Raw genomic sequence first — 15,926 nt, 5'->3', positions numbered from 1 at the left:
ACACCCCTACCGGCGTAGGGGACTAGCGGAAAACCCGGTAGTCACCGGCCGTTTCGGCTCAGTGGAACTGACCCTCTTCGGTGGAGCCCTTCAGCGCGGCCGTCGAGGTGTTCGGGTCGACGGTGGTGGCGATGGCGTCGAAGTAGCCCGCGCCGACCTCGCGCTGGTGCTTGATGGCAGTGAAGCCACGCTCCTCGGCGGCCTTGAACTCGCGGTTCTGCAGGTCGACGAAGGCGGTCATGCCCTCGCGGGCGTAGCCGTAGGCCAGGTCGAACATGCCGTAGTTGAGCGAGTGGAAGCCCGCCAGGGTGATGAACTGGAACTTGAAGCCCATCGCGCCCAGCTCCTTCTGGAACTTGGCGATGGTGCTGTCGTCCAGGTGCGCCGACCAGTTGAACGACGGCGAGCAGTTGTAGGCCAGCAGCTGGTCCGGGAACTCGCTGCGCACGGCCTCGGAGAACTTCTTGGCCAGCTCGAGGTCCGGGGTGCCGGTCTCCATCCAGATCAGGTCCGCGTAGGGCGCGTAGGCCTTGGCGCGGGCGATGCAGGGCTCGATGCCGTTCTTGACCTGGTAGAAGCCCTCGGAGGTGCGCTCACCGGTGATGAACGGGCGGTCGCGCTCGTCCACGTCGGAGGTGATCAGGGTGGCGGCCTCGGCATCGGTGCGCGCGATGACGACGGTCGGCACACCGGCCACGTCGGCGGCCAGACGCGCGGAGGTCAGGGTGCGGATGTGCTGCTGGGTGGGGATGAGCACCTTGCCGCCCAGGTGGCCGCACTTCTTCTCCGAGGCCAGCTGGTCTTCCCAGTGCGAGCCGGCGACACCGGCGGCGATCATGGCCTTCTGCAGCTCGTAGACGTTGAGCGCGCCACCGAAGCCCGCCTCACCGTCGGCCACGATCGGGGCCAGCCAGTTCTCGACGGAGGTGTCGCCCTCGATCTTGGCGATCTCGTCGGCGCGCAGCAGCGCGTTGTTGATGCGGCGGACCACGGCCGGAACCGAGTTGGCCGGGTACAGCGACTGGTCGGGGTAGGTGTGACCCGAGAGGTTCGCGTCACCGGCGACCTGCCAGCCGGACAGGTAGATGGCCTTCAGGCCGGCGCGGACCTGCTGCACGGCCTGGTTGCCGGTGAGGGCGCCCAGCGAGTTGATGTAGTCCTCGTTGTTGACGAGGTCCCACAGGATCTCCGAGCCGCGACGGGCGAGGGTGTGCTCCTCGACGACGTTGCCCTGAAGCGCAACCACCTGCTCGGCGGTGTAGTTACGGGTGACGCCCTTCCAGCGAGGGTTGGTGTCCCAATCCTTCTGGATCTCCTCAGCGGTCTTCGGGGTGCCGGTGGTCGACATCTCTGACTCCACTTCCTTGGTCGGTCGGTGCCGCGAGGCCGAGCGTGACGCTCGAACTGCTGGAGCGGCGTTTTGCAGGCTTGCTATGCCTTCGGGGTGTACTTCCACACGATGGCACACCAGGAAATAGCCGTCTACCTGTTGCAAATGCGAATTCCAGCTAGCTTTCACCCCCGGCTTGCAAAGTTTGCAAAATTAGCCTGCGGATTGCACGCGTGTAACCTACCGGCGGGTAGCGCTGACCTCGGGTTTTTCCGTAACGCCCGTACTGTTTTCCGTCACCAACTGACGGCGCGCCAACACGCCGACAGTCGGTATTTGTGATCGGTTTCACAAGAGGGGGCGACTGCCCGCGCTGTGGCCCGTGCCACGAAGCCGCCGACAGGACAGCTAGGGTTTGATACATAAATACATACGCATGTTATTATCATTTCCGGTCGGCGGCAGCCGGCCGATGCGAAGTGGCGTCGGCCGATGGGGTCGGTGCCGATGGAGAAGGAGGTCACGGTGGGACACGGACACGATCACGGGGTGGCGGTGGTCGAGGCGGGTAGTGCGTCCGGGAAGTACGTGCGGCGGCTCGGCCTGGTGATCGGGCTCGGGCTGGTGACCTTCGTGGCGCAGCTCGTCGTCGGGTTGTCGACGTCGTCGCTGGCGCTGCTGTCGGACTCGGCGCACGTGTTCACCGATGTGTTCGGGGTGGCGATGGCGCTGGTGGCGATCCTGGTGGCCCGCCGTGCCGCGCATCGCGCCCACCGCTCCTATGGGATGTATCGCGCGGAGGTGCTGGCCGCGCTGGTCAATTCGCTGCTGCTGTTCGGTGTCGCCGGATGGGTGCTCTACGAGGCGGTGGGGCGGTTGGCCGAGCCACCCGAGGTGCCGGGGCTGCCGGTGGCCGTGGTCGCCGTCGTCGGGTTGGTGATGAACGTGGCCGCGCTGCTGCTGTTGCGGCGTGGCGCCGGCGAGAGCCTGAACGTGCGCGGCGCCTACCTGGAGGTGCTGGCCGACCTGCTCGGGTCCGTCGGCGTCCTGGTCAGCGGTCTGGTGACGCTGGTGTTCGGCTGGCGCTACGCCGACCCGGTCATCGGTATCGGCATCGGCTTGTTCGTCCTGCCCCGCGCCTACAGCCTGGGTCGGCACGCGCTGCGGATCCTGTTCCAGCACGCCCCCGCCGGGATGGACGTCGAGCAGGTCCGCACCGACCTCGCGGATCTCCCCGGCGTGGCGCAGGTCCACGACCTGCACGTCTGGACGCTGACCTCCGGGATGGAGGTGGCCTCCGCGCACCTGGCCGTCGAGGCGGGCGCCGATACCGACCGCGTGCTGGCCGCCGCGCAGGAACTCCTGGCCGATCGCTATCACATCGACCACGCCACCCTGCAGGTCGAATCGGCGAGCCGGGCACAGGAGTGCGACCGACTGCCGTGGTAGACCGCACGGCCGCGCCGGATGCGCCGGCACGGTCGTCGTGCGCGAGACTGGTCCGCAGTCGACCGGACAGGAGTCATCCATGCGCAAGTTCGTCGCCGCGGCCGCCGTGGCCGTCAGTTGCACGGGCACGCTGCTCGCCCTTCCCGGCACCGCGCACGCCGAGCCGGGCGCCGTCGTCTCGGTGGCGCCGCTCGCGGCGGTCGCCACCCCGCCCGGGGCCGGCGATGCGGCCCGCATCCACTACGACACCGTCACCGTCGGCGAGGCGCCGACCGTCGCCAGCGCGGCCGTGTATTTCCCGCCCGGCGAAGCGCCCGCGGGCGGCTGGCCGGTGATCGCGTGGGCGCACGGCACCGTGGGTCTCGGGGACGACTGCGCCTACAGCGTCGCCGGTCCGTCGGCGCGCGAACGGGACTGGGCCTACCTGGGCACCTGGCTGGACCAGGGCTACGCCGTGGTGGCCGCCGACTACGCCGGGCTGGGAACGGCCGGTGAGCATCCGTACCTCAACGGACTGGTCGAGGCGCACAACATCGTCGACGCGGTGCGGGCGGCGACCGCGCAGTACCCGAACCTGGCGCGCCGGTGGGCCGTGGTCGGCCAGTCCCAGGGCGGCGGCGCGGCGGTGGTCACCGCGCGGTACGCCACCGAGCTGGGCGGGCCCGAACTCGACTATCGGGGCGCGGTGGGCACCGGTGTGCCCGCCTACATCGAGGACATCCTGATGCCGCTCGGGCCGGGAATGCCACCGATCGAGCTGGGCCCGCACACCTCCGCCTACGTGCTGTACATCCTGGCCGGGCTGGAGACCACCCACCCCGAACTGAACATCGGCTCCTACCTCACCGAGACCGGACGCGACTGGGTGGCGCGGGCGCGCACCTCGTGCGTGGAGGCGTTCGGTACGGAACTCGCCGCGCACGATGTGGTGCTCGGCGACCTGTTCGCCAGGCCGCTGGCCGAAATCCCGGATCTGCACGGCGTGCTCGCCCGCTACCTCGGCCTGCCCGAATCCGGCTACGACCGACCCCTGTTCCTCGGTCAGGGCTTGCGCGACACGGACGTCATCACCCCCCAGACGCTACGGTTCGCCGCCACCCTGCAATCGCGCGGCGAGCCGGTGACGCTGCACGTCTACGACGAAGACCACAACGGCGCGGTGAACGCCTCACTGCCCGACAGCCTGCCGTTCGTACGGAACCTGTTCGCGTAGCTCGAGTTCCAGCCTCTCGGAACAAGGACGGTTTCATCGCTTGTCTCGGCGATCGGGCAGCACCACCGTCAGGATGAGCACGGTCAGTGGCAGGCCGACCGCGAGGGCGTATCCGAGCGTGATCACTGTTCAGGCGGTGTCGGTGCGGTGATTCCCCATCGCCGCGGATAGCGCTGTGTTGCGGTGATCAGGTCGGCGACTCGAGTGACAACCCACCACGGAGTGCCGGCTTCGAGGTCGTCGAGATGGGAACCGTCTGGTTCGCGATTGCCGGTTTCGCTTGGGGGTACGGGCATGACGGTCGGCTCCGGGTTCTACAGGCGCACCGGAATAGGGGGCTGCGCCGCTGCCACCCGAGTACGCACGTCCTACCGGAGTCGCCGGAGCCAACGCCTCCTCGGCTGCCGCAGCGGCCCGGTCGGTATCCCCGATCGTCAGCCGGCATCAGCCAACGCGGCCATGTACAAGGCGCGCACGCGGTTATCGCGCCGGATCTCACCCACCTCGAACGCGTGCAGCGCGCGATCACCGGCGTCGCTGGCCAGCTTCCCCTCCGCTGATCCTGTCCTGATTGTGGGTGCGGGGCCGACTGGGCGCACGCTGCGGATCGAGTTGCTGTGAGGCCACAGTGTGGACGACGTCGTAGTCGACGTCGAGTTCACCGCGTCGGCGGAATCGGTTTCAAGGCATTTTGATCGCCGCATCTTCTGTGGCGCAACGGAATCCGGTGTCGTCGTCGAGCATCGTGTTGGCGGCGTCGTTGAAGCCTGCGGGTTCGCCGCGGTCGAACGGGCTGGTGTAGGCGCTGCCTTTGAGCTGGTAGCGGCCGGTGGTGGTTTCGGTGGCCGTCCATTCCCAGGTGTTGCCGACCATGTCGTAGACGCCGTAGGGGCTGACGCCGCTGGCGTAGGTGGCTACGGGGGTCGTGGTACCCGGGCCGGAGCCTCGGATGTTGCATTTGGCCGGTGTTGATTGGTTGCCCCATGGCCAGGTGTTGCCACGGGTGCCGCGCGCGGCCTTCTCCCATTGAGCGGCGGTGGGCAGCGATTTGCAGGCCCATCGGGCGTAGGCGGTCGCGTCGGTCCAGCTGACCCAGACGACGGGGTGGTCGCCGAGTTCGGGGGGCGGGGTCTGGCCATGCCAGTGGCGGGGGGCGGGGTGGTCCTGCGCGGCGACGAAGCGGGCGTAGTCGGCGTTGGTGGTCGGGAAGACGTCCATCCAGTAGCCAGCGAGCCAGACCGGCTGGTTCTGCTGTCCGGCGAGGTAAATACCTTCCGGGATCCGGGCCATCAGTTTGCCGTCGGCGGGGTGACGGATGGTGGTGGGCTGTTCGGGGACGTCGGGGTCGCGGGCGTCGCTGAGTGCGTCCGGCGAGATCGCTTCGACGAAGCGGGCGAGCTCGTCAGCGGCCAATTGGTTGAGCACGGTGTCGAGGGCGGCTTGGTTGACCGGCCTCGGCCGGATCGCTGTCCCGCCGGCCTCCCATCGAGACAGCAGACGCGGGTTCACACCGAGATGGGCGGCGAAATCGGTGAGACTCATGCGCCGCGCGGCGCGCAGCGCGCGTGCCTCGGCTCCGGTCCACGTGCGGACCACAATCGCCATCGCCGCAGTGCTCCTCTCTCCGAGCGGTCGGCGTCAACCCTAGTCAGCGGTAGGCGTTGGCGTGGCTCAAATCTGCTGGGCCGGAATGGATTCGTATTCTGTGCGCAGCCGGTCGACAGCGGCGTGGTCGACGGGAATGTCGGCGTCGTCGATGCGGCTGATCGCACGGACTCCCACTGCGGCGTTGGTCGCGACCGCTCCGTCGACGTGTGCCAGGTCTGCCAGGGTGATCGGCTTGGAGATGACTTCTGCGTCGAGGGTTTGGCCGAGCAGTCGCATCGTGACTCCGGGCAGGACATCGGCCTGCGGCCAGATCAGCTGGCCATCGACGAGTACGCCGATGTTGGATGTTGCGATCTCGCTGATCGTGCCGTCGGGCGCGGTGAACAGCACGTCGTCGAATCCGTCGCGTTGAGCGAGGCGACGTTGATGTAGCGCGCCGAACAATCCGACGTGCTTGGTCCGCGGCAGGTCACGGGTGTAGACCGCCGACCGCAGCCTCAGCGGTGCCAGTGGCCCGACCTGCCCGTGGCGCCAGGTCACCAGGATCTGCGGAGCGGCGTCGGCACCGGGGTTGCCCAATGGCAGGTGCGGGTCGAATACCGTCACCCGTACCACGAACGCGCCGTCGGTCTCGGCGGGCAGGGCCTGTCGGACGAGCGCGCGGACCCGGTCGGGATCCAGGTCGCTGTCGAAGACCGTCCGGCAGTCGCGGACCAGCCGCTCCAGGTGCTGGCTGAGCCCGCGCACCGCGCCACCGCGCTCGACGCGCATGGAGGTGAAGTGCCCGTACCCGATCAACGCCAGTGCGGCGAGATCGGTCTGGGTGACCGGCGACCCGTTCAATTCCATGCCGTCAGTGTCGCACCGCAGACCGAACCCGACCGTCGGTCCGGCACCGAACGTCAGTGAAACGTCAGTGCAATGCGCCGAGGAGACAGTTCCAGTGCCGCGATCCCGCCTCGATACTGAATGCCACGACCTCGGCAGCAGTGGCGCTTCCCCTCGCCCTGCACACGCAAGGAGAAAACCATGAACGACGTATTGCCGCAACGCGTTCCCGTGGCGATCGATCACACGATGACGGGCTTCGCGCGCCGGGCCGTCCTGGCTCGTCCGTCGTCGAGGTATCGCTGTGACGAGGGCTCAGTACTACCGAGCCCACCCGGACGTCGCCAAAGTCTTCGCCGAGGAAGTGACAAGCTGCACCCGGCCCCGGTGGCTCCGTCGGGTTCAGATCGGAGACGAGCATCGGCGAGGGGCGGGATGCTGACCCCAAGGAGGTCAGCGAGTTTCGGATGCCGCCATCGCCGTCGTGAAAGGATGGCCGTACCCGGCCGGCCAGGCGGGCCGATAGCGGGATTGGCGGCCGTCGGTACTTTCTGGGTTCGATAACGAAGTGACCAGAGTTCTTCATCGGTAAGGGGTAGATGTGAGACCTGACGAGCAGTTGAGATTGGACTTCGAAGTCGAGCAGACCGCATGGGGGAAATGGGTCTCCCCTGAACGCCGCGCCGCCCAAGCGAGCAAGTTCATGGAGCATGCGGGAATTGTCGGCCTGCCGGCCCAGCCGTGGGAGAGCGATTCGCCGGAAGTAGTTCGGCTCGACGCTCTGCTCACCGAACTCTTCCCCGACGAGGAAGCGCTCGAAAAGCCCGAGAATCTCGAAACGATAGACGCTTTCGTCTGCTTTCTCGGCGAATGCTATATCAAGTACGCGCGGGCGGAGTGGTTCGACCTCGCGTTGAACGGCGGCGTCCATCCTTTTTATCGCGACGTGAATCCAGCACTTCGATGGGTAGGGGAGGATGACGAGGACGAGGTTTTTACGGCCTGGGCGCTGATGCGGACTGTTGTCCGTCATGCAGAGTTCGGCGACGGCTTCTCGCTGCTGACCGACCAGATGCGCGACGAATTCGAGAGGGTTTCCGGTACCAGTAGGCGATAGGCGCTGACCAGCGGCGTCGAATCGATTGGGTTTTCTCCGGGGGGCGAGCCATGTCTCGTGACGGCTACGACAGAGATCGTGACGATGTTGAAAACAATATGCGGGGCCGGGTATGGGAAAATGGGGCGGACCGGTTCTTCCGCGATCACGAGAATGGCTATTCTAGGCCCTCGCGAGCTCGAGAACTGCGCGATAGATCCGGCACTAGGCGCCGATACGACAAGCAGCGGGGAAACCCCGCAACCGGGCCAGTGCAGGCAATCGAGGAGAAGTCGGGCGAGATCCGAGGAGTCAAGGACGAAGACCAACTCGAGCGTGACTACGAACTGCTCAGGGATGGCAAAGTAGATCATCTCCTGCTGCGTTCTGTTGCAGGAGAACGCATCTCGCCGAGCGCGCAGAAATTGATCGACAATCTGAAGCGGGATTTCCCGAACAGCTTCACCCACCAGATCGTTTCGCGGGCGGACGCGCGCGAGATCTGGGCCCTGGGCAGGCAGTTGGAGCGAGGGCAGCAACTCGAGCTACCCGGCGTCGCCGAGAAGGCACGTGAGCAGGTCCGGAAGCAGAGGGGCCGCGGTCGTGACCAAGTATTTGTCAAGGCGCTCGAGGCTCGCAAGGAGTTGGCGGGGCAGCGCGATCACCACAGTGCCCAGGTGCGGGAACAGGTCCAGCAGATCGCCGAGCGAGCCGAGGCCGGAGAGCCGATCGACACCGAAGCGCTGGCGAAGAAGCACGAACAACTGATTAAGAAGCTCGACAAAATCCGGGAAGCCGAGCGCAAGAACGAGCGCACTTTGCTGCGCTCCTTGGGCATACAGCTGTCGGAGGAGCAGTTGCGCACGGTGGAACAGGTCAAGGAAGAGCAGCGCGAACTGCGCCGCCGGGATGTCGTGACCGATCTCGAGCTGATCGGCCGCGAGGTCGAGCGGGGGCGGTGGCGCGAGATCTCGAATGAGCACAACGCCCGAGTGCGGGAACTCGGTGTCGAGCATGTGCGGGCGGTGGAGCAGCGTTTCGTCCGGGCAGGGCCCGAGCGAGATTTGGCGATCGAGCAAGCTCGGCGCCGAGCCGAGCGGCTTCTCTTCACGCCGGACAAAACCGCAGGACTCGACCTCGACCGGTTCCACGCTGTCCGTGACGGGCGCGACACCGGTTACGACCCGCAGAACAGAACCCATACCTATCGACGGCCGGACATGCCAGCCGTCCAAGTCGAACACGACGCGCGAGAACGGCGCCTGGCCCGCATCGCCCGCGACGTCGAGCACGGGCTGTCGGTCGATCAGATCCTCACGCGCGACGTGATGGAAGTCAGCGCTGCCGAGCCAGGGATCGAGGCAGCGCGAGCAGACGCGATCCACCGGGCAACGACGAGCCAGCGCCGACACCGCCAACCCGAACGCGACCGCGAACGAGGCATCGACCGGGGGCCGGAACGAAGCTGCTAGCTCCCGTACCGCCGTCCGAAAGCCGGGCAACCAAAACAGGTACTGGCGTGTTCGTCGTTGTGCGGTTCATGGTCGGGCAGGGAGGAACCGGTGGGTGTCGATCTGGGCGCCACCGGGGCCGAGCGCCGGCAGATGGAAGCCGACCAACAGGACCCGCGATGGTTGGCGTGGCTGTCGGAAATGGGCGAGGGCTGAGCCCTAACCCGGGGCCGGATGCACCCGCCGCCAGTGTTCGGCGATGTCGATGCGGCGGGTGATCCACACCCGGTCGTGGGATTGCACGTGGTCGAGGAATCGCTCGAGGGCGGCTGTGCGGGCGGGGCGGCCGACGAGCCGGCAGTGCAGTCCGACGGAGAGCATTTTCGGCGCGCCCTGTGCGCCCTCCCGGTAGAGGACGTCGAAGGCGTCGCGGAGGTGGGTGAAGAACTGGTCGCCGCTGGGGAATCCGGCGGGGGAGGCGAAGCGCATGTCGTTGGTGTCGAGGGTGTACGGCACGACGAGGTGGTCGCGGTCGTGCACGCGCACCCAGTAGGGCAGGTCGTCGGCGTAGGAGTCCGCGTCGTAGACGAAGCCGCCGTGTTCGACGACCAGTTCGCGGGTGTGGGGTGAGTCGCGGCCGGTGTACCAGCCCAGCGGTGGCGCGCCGGTGAGTTCGGTGAGGATGCCGACCGCCTCGGCCATGTCCGCGCGTTCGGCCTCCCGGTCGACGAGTTGATAGGAGATCCAGCGCAGGCCGTGGCAGGCGATCTCGTGGCCGAGCTCGACGCAGGCGGCCACGGCGTCGGGGTTGCGTTGCATCGCGCGGGCGACGGCGAAGATCGTCAGCGGCAGCCCGCGCCGCTCGAACACCCGCAAGACCCGCCACAGGCCCGCGCGCGAGCCGTACTCGTAGAGCGATTCGACGCTCATGTGCCGGTTCGGGAAGGGTTCGCAGGGGGTCAGCTCGGTCAGGAACGTCTCCGAGTGCGGGTCGCCGTCGAGGATGTTGCGCTCGGCGCCTTCCTCGTAGTTGAGCACGAACTGGACGGCGATCCGCGCGGCACCGGGCCAGTGCGGGTGCGGCGGGTGCGGTCCGTAGCCGACGAAATCGCGGGTCATCCGCCCAGCTCCCCGAACAGCCGGACCCGGGCCAGGCCGCCGTCGGGATAGATGTCGAGCCGGACCTCCTCGACGGAGGCGGCGACCGCAGCGATCGGGAAGCGGTGCCTGGTGTCGGGTTGCAGCGGCGTGCGCGGCAGCAGCTCCACCTCGGTGCCGTCGGTGGTGCGCCCGGTCAGCCGCGCGGCGGCGGGACTGTTGCCGAGGAAGTAGGAGGTGTCGAGTTCGGCCAGCCGGATCAGGCCGGGACCGGCGAGCCGGATGCGCACCCAGTCGTTGCCGTCGTCGCGGCGGCGCGCGGTCTCCCAGCCGTCGCCCATCCGGCGGGCGTTGCCGGGATGGAGCAGCTGGTGCGGGGACCCGTAGAAGCGGTCGGAGCAGTCGAGCACCAGGGCGCCGTTCTCCAGGGCGGCCAGGTCCACCGGGCCGAGGCCGAGCAGCGCCGGGTCGGGCCTGCCCTCGCCGTGGACGCGCAGCCGGGCGATGCCGCCGTCGGGGTGCATGGTGAGGCGCACATGGGTCCAGCGGTCGCGGCTGGGGATCGGGAAGGGGTTGCGGGCGTCGCCGCGAACCGGCACCCGGTCGAGCAGGGGTACCCAGTCGGTGCGGGCGGCGATGTCCGCGGCGGGCGGGTAGCCGTCGATCGCGAGGGCGGACAGCGAGATCGCGGGCGGATAGTTGCCGGTGAACCAGGAGGTGTCGACGACGACGCCGTGGATCACTCCGGGCACGCCGAGCCGGACGACGGCGGCGTCGTCGCCGGGCAGGCCACGGTGCCTGCGGGTCTCCCAGCCGTCGTACACCTGGCCTCTGTGCCCGTAGGTCGCGGGCCGGAACTCCGGTGCCTCGGGCACGATCAGGTTCTCCTTCTCGGCGAAGAACTCGTCGTCGGCCCAGATCACCGCACCGCCGAGCGAGCGCACCGCCAGATCCGGCAGTTCGGTGAAGCCGCGCGGTGCGACGCGGTCGGCGGCCGTCTCGTTCACGGCGTCTCCTGTTCCAGCTGGGGCAGCGGTCTGCGCAAGGCCAGCGCGCGCACCACCGCCGCGTCCAGTTCCGGTGCGTCGGCACGCACTTCGTCCTCGGTGACGGCGCCGCACCGGGTGGCGCGCAGCACGGTCGAGGCGAGCGCCTGCGCCGTGGCCGGTTCGTCGACAACGCCGTGCCCGGCACCGCCGCCGTGCCCGGCACCGGCGCGCCCGACCAGGTAGGAGCGCAACCGCGGGACGGCCGCCTCGACGGCGGTGCGGAAGAAGGCGTAGGTGGCGGACCAGCGGGTCACCAGGTGGCCGGGATGCATGTCCCAGCCCTGGTAGTACCCGCGCCGCAGCGCCCGGGTGACCAGTCGGTGATGTTCCCGCAGCGCGGCGGGCGGATCCCCGTCCGGCACGATCAGCGTGGAGCCGTCGCACACCCACACGCCCGTCTGCGCGGCCGCGGCCTGCATGACGGCCTTGGCGTGGTCGGCCGCGGGGTGGTCCAGCGCCTGGCAGTGCGCGGCGACGCCGCAGTCGGCGGTGTAGTCGTAGGTGCCGAAATGCAGCGCGTCGCAGCGACGTTCGGCGACGGTGAGCATGCGGGCGACGGGCGTGCCGCCGTCGGCGCCGATGATGGCCTGCGGGCTCTCGATCTGCAGTTCGAACCGCAACGCCCCCTCCGGCAGGCCCGCGCCGCGCTCCAGCCCCTCGCACAGCGCCACCAGCGCCGAAACCTGTTCGGGCGCGCGCACCTTCGGCACCGTGACGACGAACCCGGCGGGGACGCCACCCGCCCCGTCGAGCACGAGTTCGAGGGTGCGCACCGCACGCCGGCGTTCCAGCCCGGCCAGCCCTTTCGTCCGGATACCGCAGCGGGCCGGTCCGGCGGGGTCGGCGGCCCAGGCGGCGAGCACCGCGCCCGCGGCGAGCGCGGCCGCGTCCTCCTCGTCGTCGGGCCGCGGGCCGTAGCCGTCCTCGAAGTCGATGCGCAGATCCTGCACCGGTGCGGTGCTGAGGCGGTCGCGCACGGCGGGCAGCACGTCGATCGGGTCGAGCTCGGCGAGAGTGTCGCGGTGCCGGTCGAGCAGGTCGACGGCGGCGGCGCCCCACCGAGCGGGGGTGTCGGCCGCCGCCCGGTCGGCCGGGACGTAGACCGTGTGGATCGGCTGGGCCCGCCCGTCGGAACCGGGATATCGGGTGCGCAGCTCGGTGTCGACGGCGTCGAGCATCGCCTCGATCCTGGCTCGCACGTTCTCCGGCAACCGCGTCGCGGTCATCGCGACTCTCCTTCCTGCAGGGCACGCCAGATTCGGTCCGCCGTCATCGGCAGCCGGTACATCCGCACGCCCACGGCGTCGCGGATCGCGTTGGCCAGTGCGGGCGCGACCGGGTTGTACGGGGATTCGCTCATCGATTTGGCGCCGAGCGGGCCGAGTTCGTCGGCGGTGTCGGCGAAGGCGACCTCGGTGACGGGCAGGTCGGCGGCCTGCGGAATGTGATAGTGGCGCAGCGTGCGGGTGGTGACCACGCCGCGCTCGACGCGCATGTCCTCGTACAGCGCGGTGCCGATCGCCTGCGCCGCACCGCCTTCCACCTGGCCGCGGCACTGCGCCGGGTGCAACACGGTGCCGGCGTCGGCGGTCTGCACCGAGTGCAGGATCCGGACCCGGCCGGTGTCGGGATGCACGGCGACGCGGAAGGCCTGCACGTTGAAGCTGACCGAGCGCGGACTGCCCGCGTGGGTGCCGCGGGCGCGCAACTCCCCCGCCGCGCACAGCTCGGCGGCCGTGACCAGCCGGTCGCCGCAGCGCACGCCGTCCGGCCCGGGCACGCAGGCGTCGGCGGGCAGGCCGGTCAGTTCGGCGGCGCGGGTGCGGATCCGTTCGCGCAACGCGGTGGCGGCGAGGTGGGTGGCCTTGCCCGCGACGACGATGCCGGTGGAGCCGAACGCGCCGGTGTCGTGGCCGACGAGGTCGGTGTCGGACTGGCGGATGTCGATGCGGTCGGCGGCCACGCCGAGCGCGGCGGCGGCCAGGGTCAGGTGCGCGGTGGTCGTGCCGTTGCCGAATTCGGCGGTGCCGACCCGTATTTCGTAGCGGCCGTCGGCGCGCAGGACGGCCACCGTCTCGGCGTGGTGGCCGCGCGGCGGGATGGTCGCGATCATCGCCGCGGCCATGCCCTCCCCGACCCGCCACCGCGGGCCCGGTGCGGCCACCCCGTTGCCGCGCCGCAGCGCCGCGCGCGCCAGGTCCAGGCACTGGTCCAGGCCGTAGCTGCCGAAGCGCAGATCGCCGGGCTCGGCCTCGGCGCCGACGAACGGATCGCCGGGCCGCACGGCGTTGCGGGCGCGGAACTCGAACGGGTCGATGCCCAGCGCACGGGCCAGCTCGTCGAGCGCGGATTCGATGCCGAAGACCAGCTGGCCGAGGCCGTAACCGCGGAAGGCGCCGGAGGGGACGTTGTTGGTGTAGGCGGCGCGGCCGTCCACCCGCTTGTTCGGGCACCGATAGAGCTGCACCGACTCCCCGACGCCGTGGAAGAGCACACCCGGACTGTGATTGCCGTAGGCGCCCGCGTCCAGCAGCACATCCACGGCCAAGGCGGTGAGGATGCCCGCCGCGTCGGCGGCCGCGGTGACCTCGACCCGCGCCGGATGGCGGCTGGTCGCGGCGGTGAACTCGTCGGTGCGGGTGTACTCGTACTGCACCGGCCGCCCGGTGCGCAGCACGGCCAGCGCGATCAAGTCCTCGACCAGCATCTCCTGCTTGGCGCCGAAACCCCCGCCCACGCGGGCCGCGAACACCCGCACCCGGTCGCGGGCGAGCCCGAACACCTCGCAGAGTTCGTCGCGCACCAGGAACGGCACCTGGGTCGAACAGCGGATCACCAGTCGCCCGGCCCGGTCGAGCCAGCCGACGCCACCGTGGGTTTCCAGGTGCACGTGCTGCACCCGTGGACTGTGCCACACACCCCGCACCACGTGGGCGGCGTCGGCCAGCCCGGCCGCGACCGAACCGACCTCGCCGTGGATCTCGGCGACCAGGTTCCGGGCGGGATCGGCGATGCGCGCCTCGGCTGGTTTGTCACCGTGCAGCGCGGGCGCACCCTCCGCCAGTGCCAGTGCGGGATCGAACACCGCGGGCAACTCCGCGTAGGTCACCCGCAGCAGCCGGCAGCCGGCGCGCGCGATGTCGAGGGTGTCGGCGACGACGGCGGCCACCCGCTGCCCGGCGAATCGCACCGTGCGGTCGAGGACGTAGGTGTCGTCGGGGTCGTCGGTGCGCAGTTCGTGGCGGGCCGTGGAGAAGGCGCGCGCGGGGGCGTCGGCGTAGGTGAGCACGGCGTGCACGCCCGGTAGCGCCTCGGCGGCGGCGGTGTCGATGGCGACGATCCGCGCGTGCGGCTGCGGGCTGGGCAGCACGGCGAGGTGCAGCGGCGCGGCCGGTGGGGTGCGCTCGTCGTCCCCCGGCTCGAAATCCAGGGTGAACGGTTCCAGTCCGGCGACGACCCGCGGCCCGGCCGGTGCGCCGACCGGAGCGGGACGCTCGGCGGCACCCGCGGGCGCCGGGGAGACCGCCGCGAGGATCGGCCGGTAGCCGGTGCAGCGGCAGAGGTTGCCCTTGAACAGTTCGGGGAGATCGGCCTCGGGCGGGGTGGCCGCCCCGGTCAGCCCGGCGGCGGTGACGACCATGCCGGGTGTGCAGAAGCCGCACTGGAAGGCGGATTCGGCGAGGAAGCGGCGCTGGATCGGGTGCGGATCGGCGGGAGTGCCGAGGCCGGCGGCGGTGACGACGCGCGCGTCGGCGGCGCGATGGGCCGGGACGAGGCAGGAGTGCACCGCGAGGCCGTCGAGCAGGACCGAGCAGGCGCCGCAGTCGCCGGCGTCGCAGCCCTTCTTGACGGCGCGGGCCCCGTGTTCGCGCAGCAGGGTGCGCAGGCACTGGCCGGGCCGGGGCCGGGCTTCGACGGAGCGGCCGTCGACCTCGAATCTCACGGCGCCGCACCGCCGTTCAGCTCCGCGACCACCTGGCGGGCGAGCAGCCCGGTGACATGCGCGCGCCAGTCCGGGGCGCCGTGCGGATCGTCGAACCACAACCGCGGATCCAGACCCGCGACGGCCGCGGCGACGGCGTCGGGCGCGGGCACGCCGTCGAAGCCGAGGACGACGGGCCGCACGGTGGCCGCGCTGATGGTCAGGACGACGCCCGCGGCGTCGAGCCGGCCGATCACCAGTGCGCCGGAGCGACCGAGCGGGGCGAGCGCGATCCTGCGCAGCACGGTGCGTGCCGACAGGGTCCGCCGCGGTACGACGAGCGCCCGCAACACCTCCCCCTCGGCGAGCACGGTCCGGCCCGGCCCGGTCACGAACTCGCGCAACGGAATCCGCCGCTCCCCACCCGCGCGCGGCCACACCACCGCGACCGCGTCCAACGCCACCAGCACGGCCAGCACCGCACCAGCGGGCAGGGCAAGGCACACGTTCCCGCCGACGGTCGCCGTCCGCCATATCTTGTGCGAGGCCACCAGCGCCCGGCAGGCCGCCGCGAAGCACGTCGTCGCGGGCAGACCGGGGAATCGCGGCGACCGCCCCAGTTCGCGGCCCGGCCGCGCACCGGCGAACTCGGCCAGGGTGCAGGTCGCGGCGATCTCCAGGCCGGCCTCGTGCAGGGTGAGCGGTGGCCAGTCCAGCGCGGTGATGTCGACGAGCCGGTGCAGGTGCTCCTGCGGCTCGGAGAACAGGAACGTGCCGCCGGCCAGCACCGCCGTGCCGCCACCCACCTCGGCCAGGTCGCGGCGGTCGCGTGCCACGACCACCTCGCGGATCGTGTCCAGGTCCACCGCTCACCTCGCTCCC

At 70.1% G+C, this 15,926-nt stretch carries 12 protein-coding genes; 4 read left to right on the top strand and 8 right to left on the bottom strand.

Features of this window, described 5'->3' with window-relative positions; translation table 11 throughout:
- Positions 1-58: 58 nt before the first annotated feature.
- A complete protein-coding gene (gene aceA / locus AMO33_RS22600; protein ID WP_011211764.1) occupies positions 59-1,348 on the bottom strand; it encodes an isocitrate lyase in 1,290 nt (429 codons plus the stop codon).
- A gap of 507 nt (positions 1,349-1,855) precedes the next feature.
- Between aceA and AMO33_RS22595 the strand changes: the two genes are divergently transcribed.
- Positions 1,856-2,779 carry a cation diffusion facilitator family transporter gene (locus AMO33_RS22595; protein ID WP_082668851.1) on the top strand — a complete coding sequence of 308 codons (924 nt, stop codon included), beginning with the start codon at positions 1,856-1,858 and terminating at the stop codon, positions 2,777-2,779.
- A gap of 79 nt (positions 2,780-2,858) precedes the next feature.
- Positions 2,859-3,992 (top strand): alpha/beta hydrolase family protein, encoded by a 1,134-nt coding sequence (locus AMO33_RS22590; protein ID WP_060594168.1) that lies wholly within the window; start codon positions 2,859-2,861, stop codon positions 3,990-3,992.
- 681 nt (positions 3,993-4,673) lie between these two features.
- Here the strand turns inward: AMO33_RS22590 and AMO33_RS22585 are convergent.
- Positions 4,674-5,597: an SUMF1/EgtB/PvdO family nonheme iron enzyme gene (locus AMO33_RS22585; RefSeq protein ID WP_060594167.1), complete on the bottom strand. Its 924-nt coding sequence runs from the start codon at positions 5,595-5,597 to the stop codon at positions 4,674-4,676.
- 66 nt (positions 5,598-5,663) lie between these two features.
- Positions 5,664-6,449, bottom strand: coding sequence for an aminotransferase class IV family protein (locus AMO33_RS22580; RefSeq protein ID WP_060594166.1), 786 nt, complete (start codon positions 6,447-6,449; stop codon positions 5,664-5,666).
- 604 nt (positions 6,450-7,053) lie between these two features.
- Here AMO33_RS22580 and AMO33_RS22575 point away from each other — a divergent pair.
- Together AMO33_RS22575 and AMO33_RS31705 are read left to right on the top strand one after the other, a co-directional pair.
- The gene (locus tag AMO33_RS22575; protein ID WP_139337567.1) at positions 7,054-7,545 is read left to right on the top strand and encodes a hypothetical protein; all 492 of its coding nucleotides are present in this window, start codon (positions 7,054-7,056) and stop codon (positions 7,543-7,545) included.
- A gap of 251 nt (positions 7,546-7,796) precedes the next feature.
- Complete coding sequence (locus tag AMO33_RS31705) at positions 7,797-8,996, top strand: hypothetical protein (RefSeq protein WP_139337568.1); 1,200 nt, start codon at positions 7,797-7,799, stop codon at positions 8,994-8,996.
- Positions 8,997-9,194: 198 nt separating this feature from the next.
- Here the strand turns inward: AMO33_RS31705 and puuE are convergent, their stop codons facing one another.
- The 5 genes from puuE to AMO33_RS22545 are packed head-to-tail and all read right to left on the bottom strand — an operon-like array spanning position 9,195 to position 15,910.
- Entirely contained in the window at positions 9,195-10,094 is a 900-nt protein-coding gene (gene puuE, locus AMO33_RS22565) for an allantoinase PuuE (RefSeq protein WP_060594163.1), read from the bottom strand.
- Positions 10,091-11,080: an allantoicase gene (gene alc / locus AMO33_RS22560; protein ID WP_060594162.1), complete on the bottom strand. Its 990-nt coding sequence runs from the start codon at positions 11,078-11,080 to the stop codon at positions 10,091-10,093. The genes puuE and alc overlap by 4 nt, the downstream gene beginning before the upstream one ends.
- A complete protein-coding gene (locus AMO33_RS22555) occupies positions 11,077-12,348 on the bottom strand; it encodes a DUF6986 family protein (RefSeq protein ID WP_060594161.1) in 1,272 nt (423 codons plus the stop codon). The genes alc and AMO33_RS22555 overlap by 4 nt, the downstream gene beginning before the upstream one ends.
- The gene (locus AMO33_RS22550; RefSeq protein WP_060594160.1) at positions 12,345-15,065 is read right to left on the bottom strand and encodes a molybdopterin-dependent oxidoreductase; all 2,721 of its coding nucleotides are present in this window, start codon (positions 15,063-15,065) and stop codon (positions 12,345-12,347) included. The genes AMO33_RS22555 and AMO33_RS22550 overlap by 4 nt, the downstream gene beginning before the upstream one ends.
- A complete protein-coding gene (locus AMO33_RS22545; RefSeq protein WP_060594159.1) occupies positions 15,062-15,910 on the bottom strand; it encodes an FAD binding domain-containing protein in 849 nt (282 codons plus the stop codon). The genes AMO33_RS22550 and AMO33_RS22545 overlap by 4 nt, the downstream gene beginning before the upstream one ends.
- Positions 15,911-15,926: the final 16 nt, after the last annotated feature.

Origin of the sequence: Nocardia farcinica, assembly GCF_001182745.1 — a bacterium.
Lineage (GTDB): Bacteria > Actinomycetota > Actinomycetes > Mycobacteriales > Mycobacteriaceae > Nocardia > Nocardia farcinica.
Note: the sequence above shows the minus strand (reverse complement) of the source record. Positions and strands in the feature narration are given on the sequence as shown.

Excerpts from the sequence above, each read along its gene's own strand:
- AMO33_RS22590 (WP_060594168.1), top strand. The coding sequence starts at position 2,859 with ATGCGCAAGTTCGTCGCCGCGGCCGCCGTGGCCGTCAGTTGCACGGGC.
- AMO33_RS22585 (WP_060594167.1), bottom strand. The coding sequence starts at position 5,597 with ATGGCGATTGTGGTCCGCACGTGGACCGGAGCCGAGGCACGCGCGCTG.
- puuE (WP_060594163.1), bottom strand. The coding sequence starts at position 10,094 with ATGACCCGCGATTTCGTCGGCTACGGACCGCACCCGCCGCACCCGCAC.
- AMO33_RS22580 (WP_060594166.1), bottom strand. The coding sequence starts at position 6,449 with ATGGAATTGAACGGGTCGCCGGTCACCCAGACCGATCTCGCCGCACTG.
- aceA (WP_011211764.1), bottom strand. The coding sequence starts at position 1,348 with ATGTCGACCACCGGCACCCCGAAGACCGCTGAGGAGATCCAGAAGGAT.
- AMO33_RS22555 (WP_060594161.1), bottom strand. The coding sequence starts at position 12,348 with ATGACCGCGACGCGGTTGCCGGAGAACGTGCGAGCCAGGATCGAGGCG.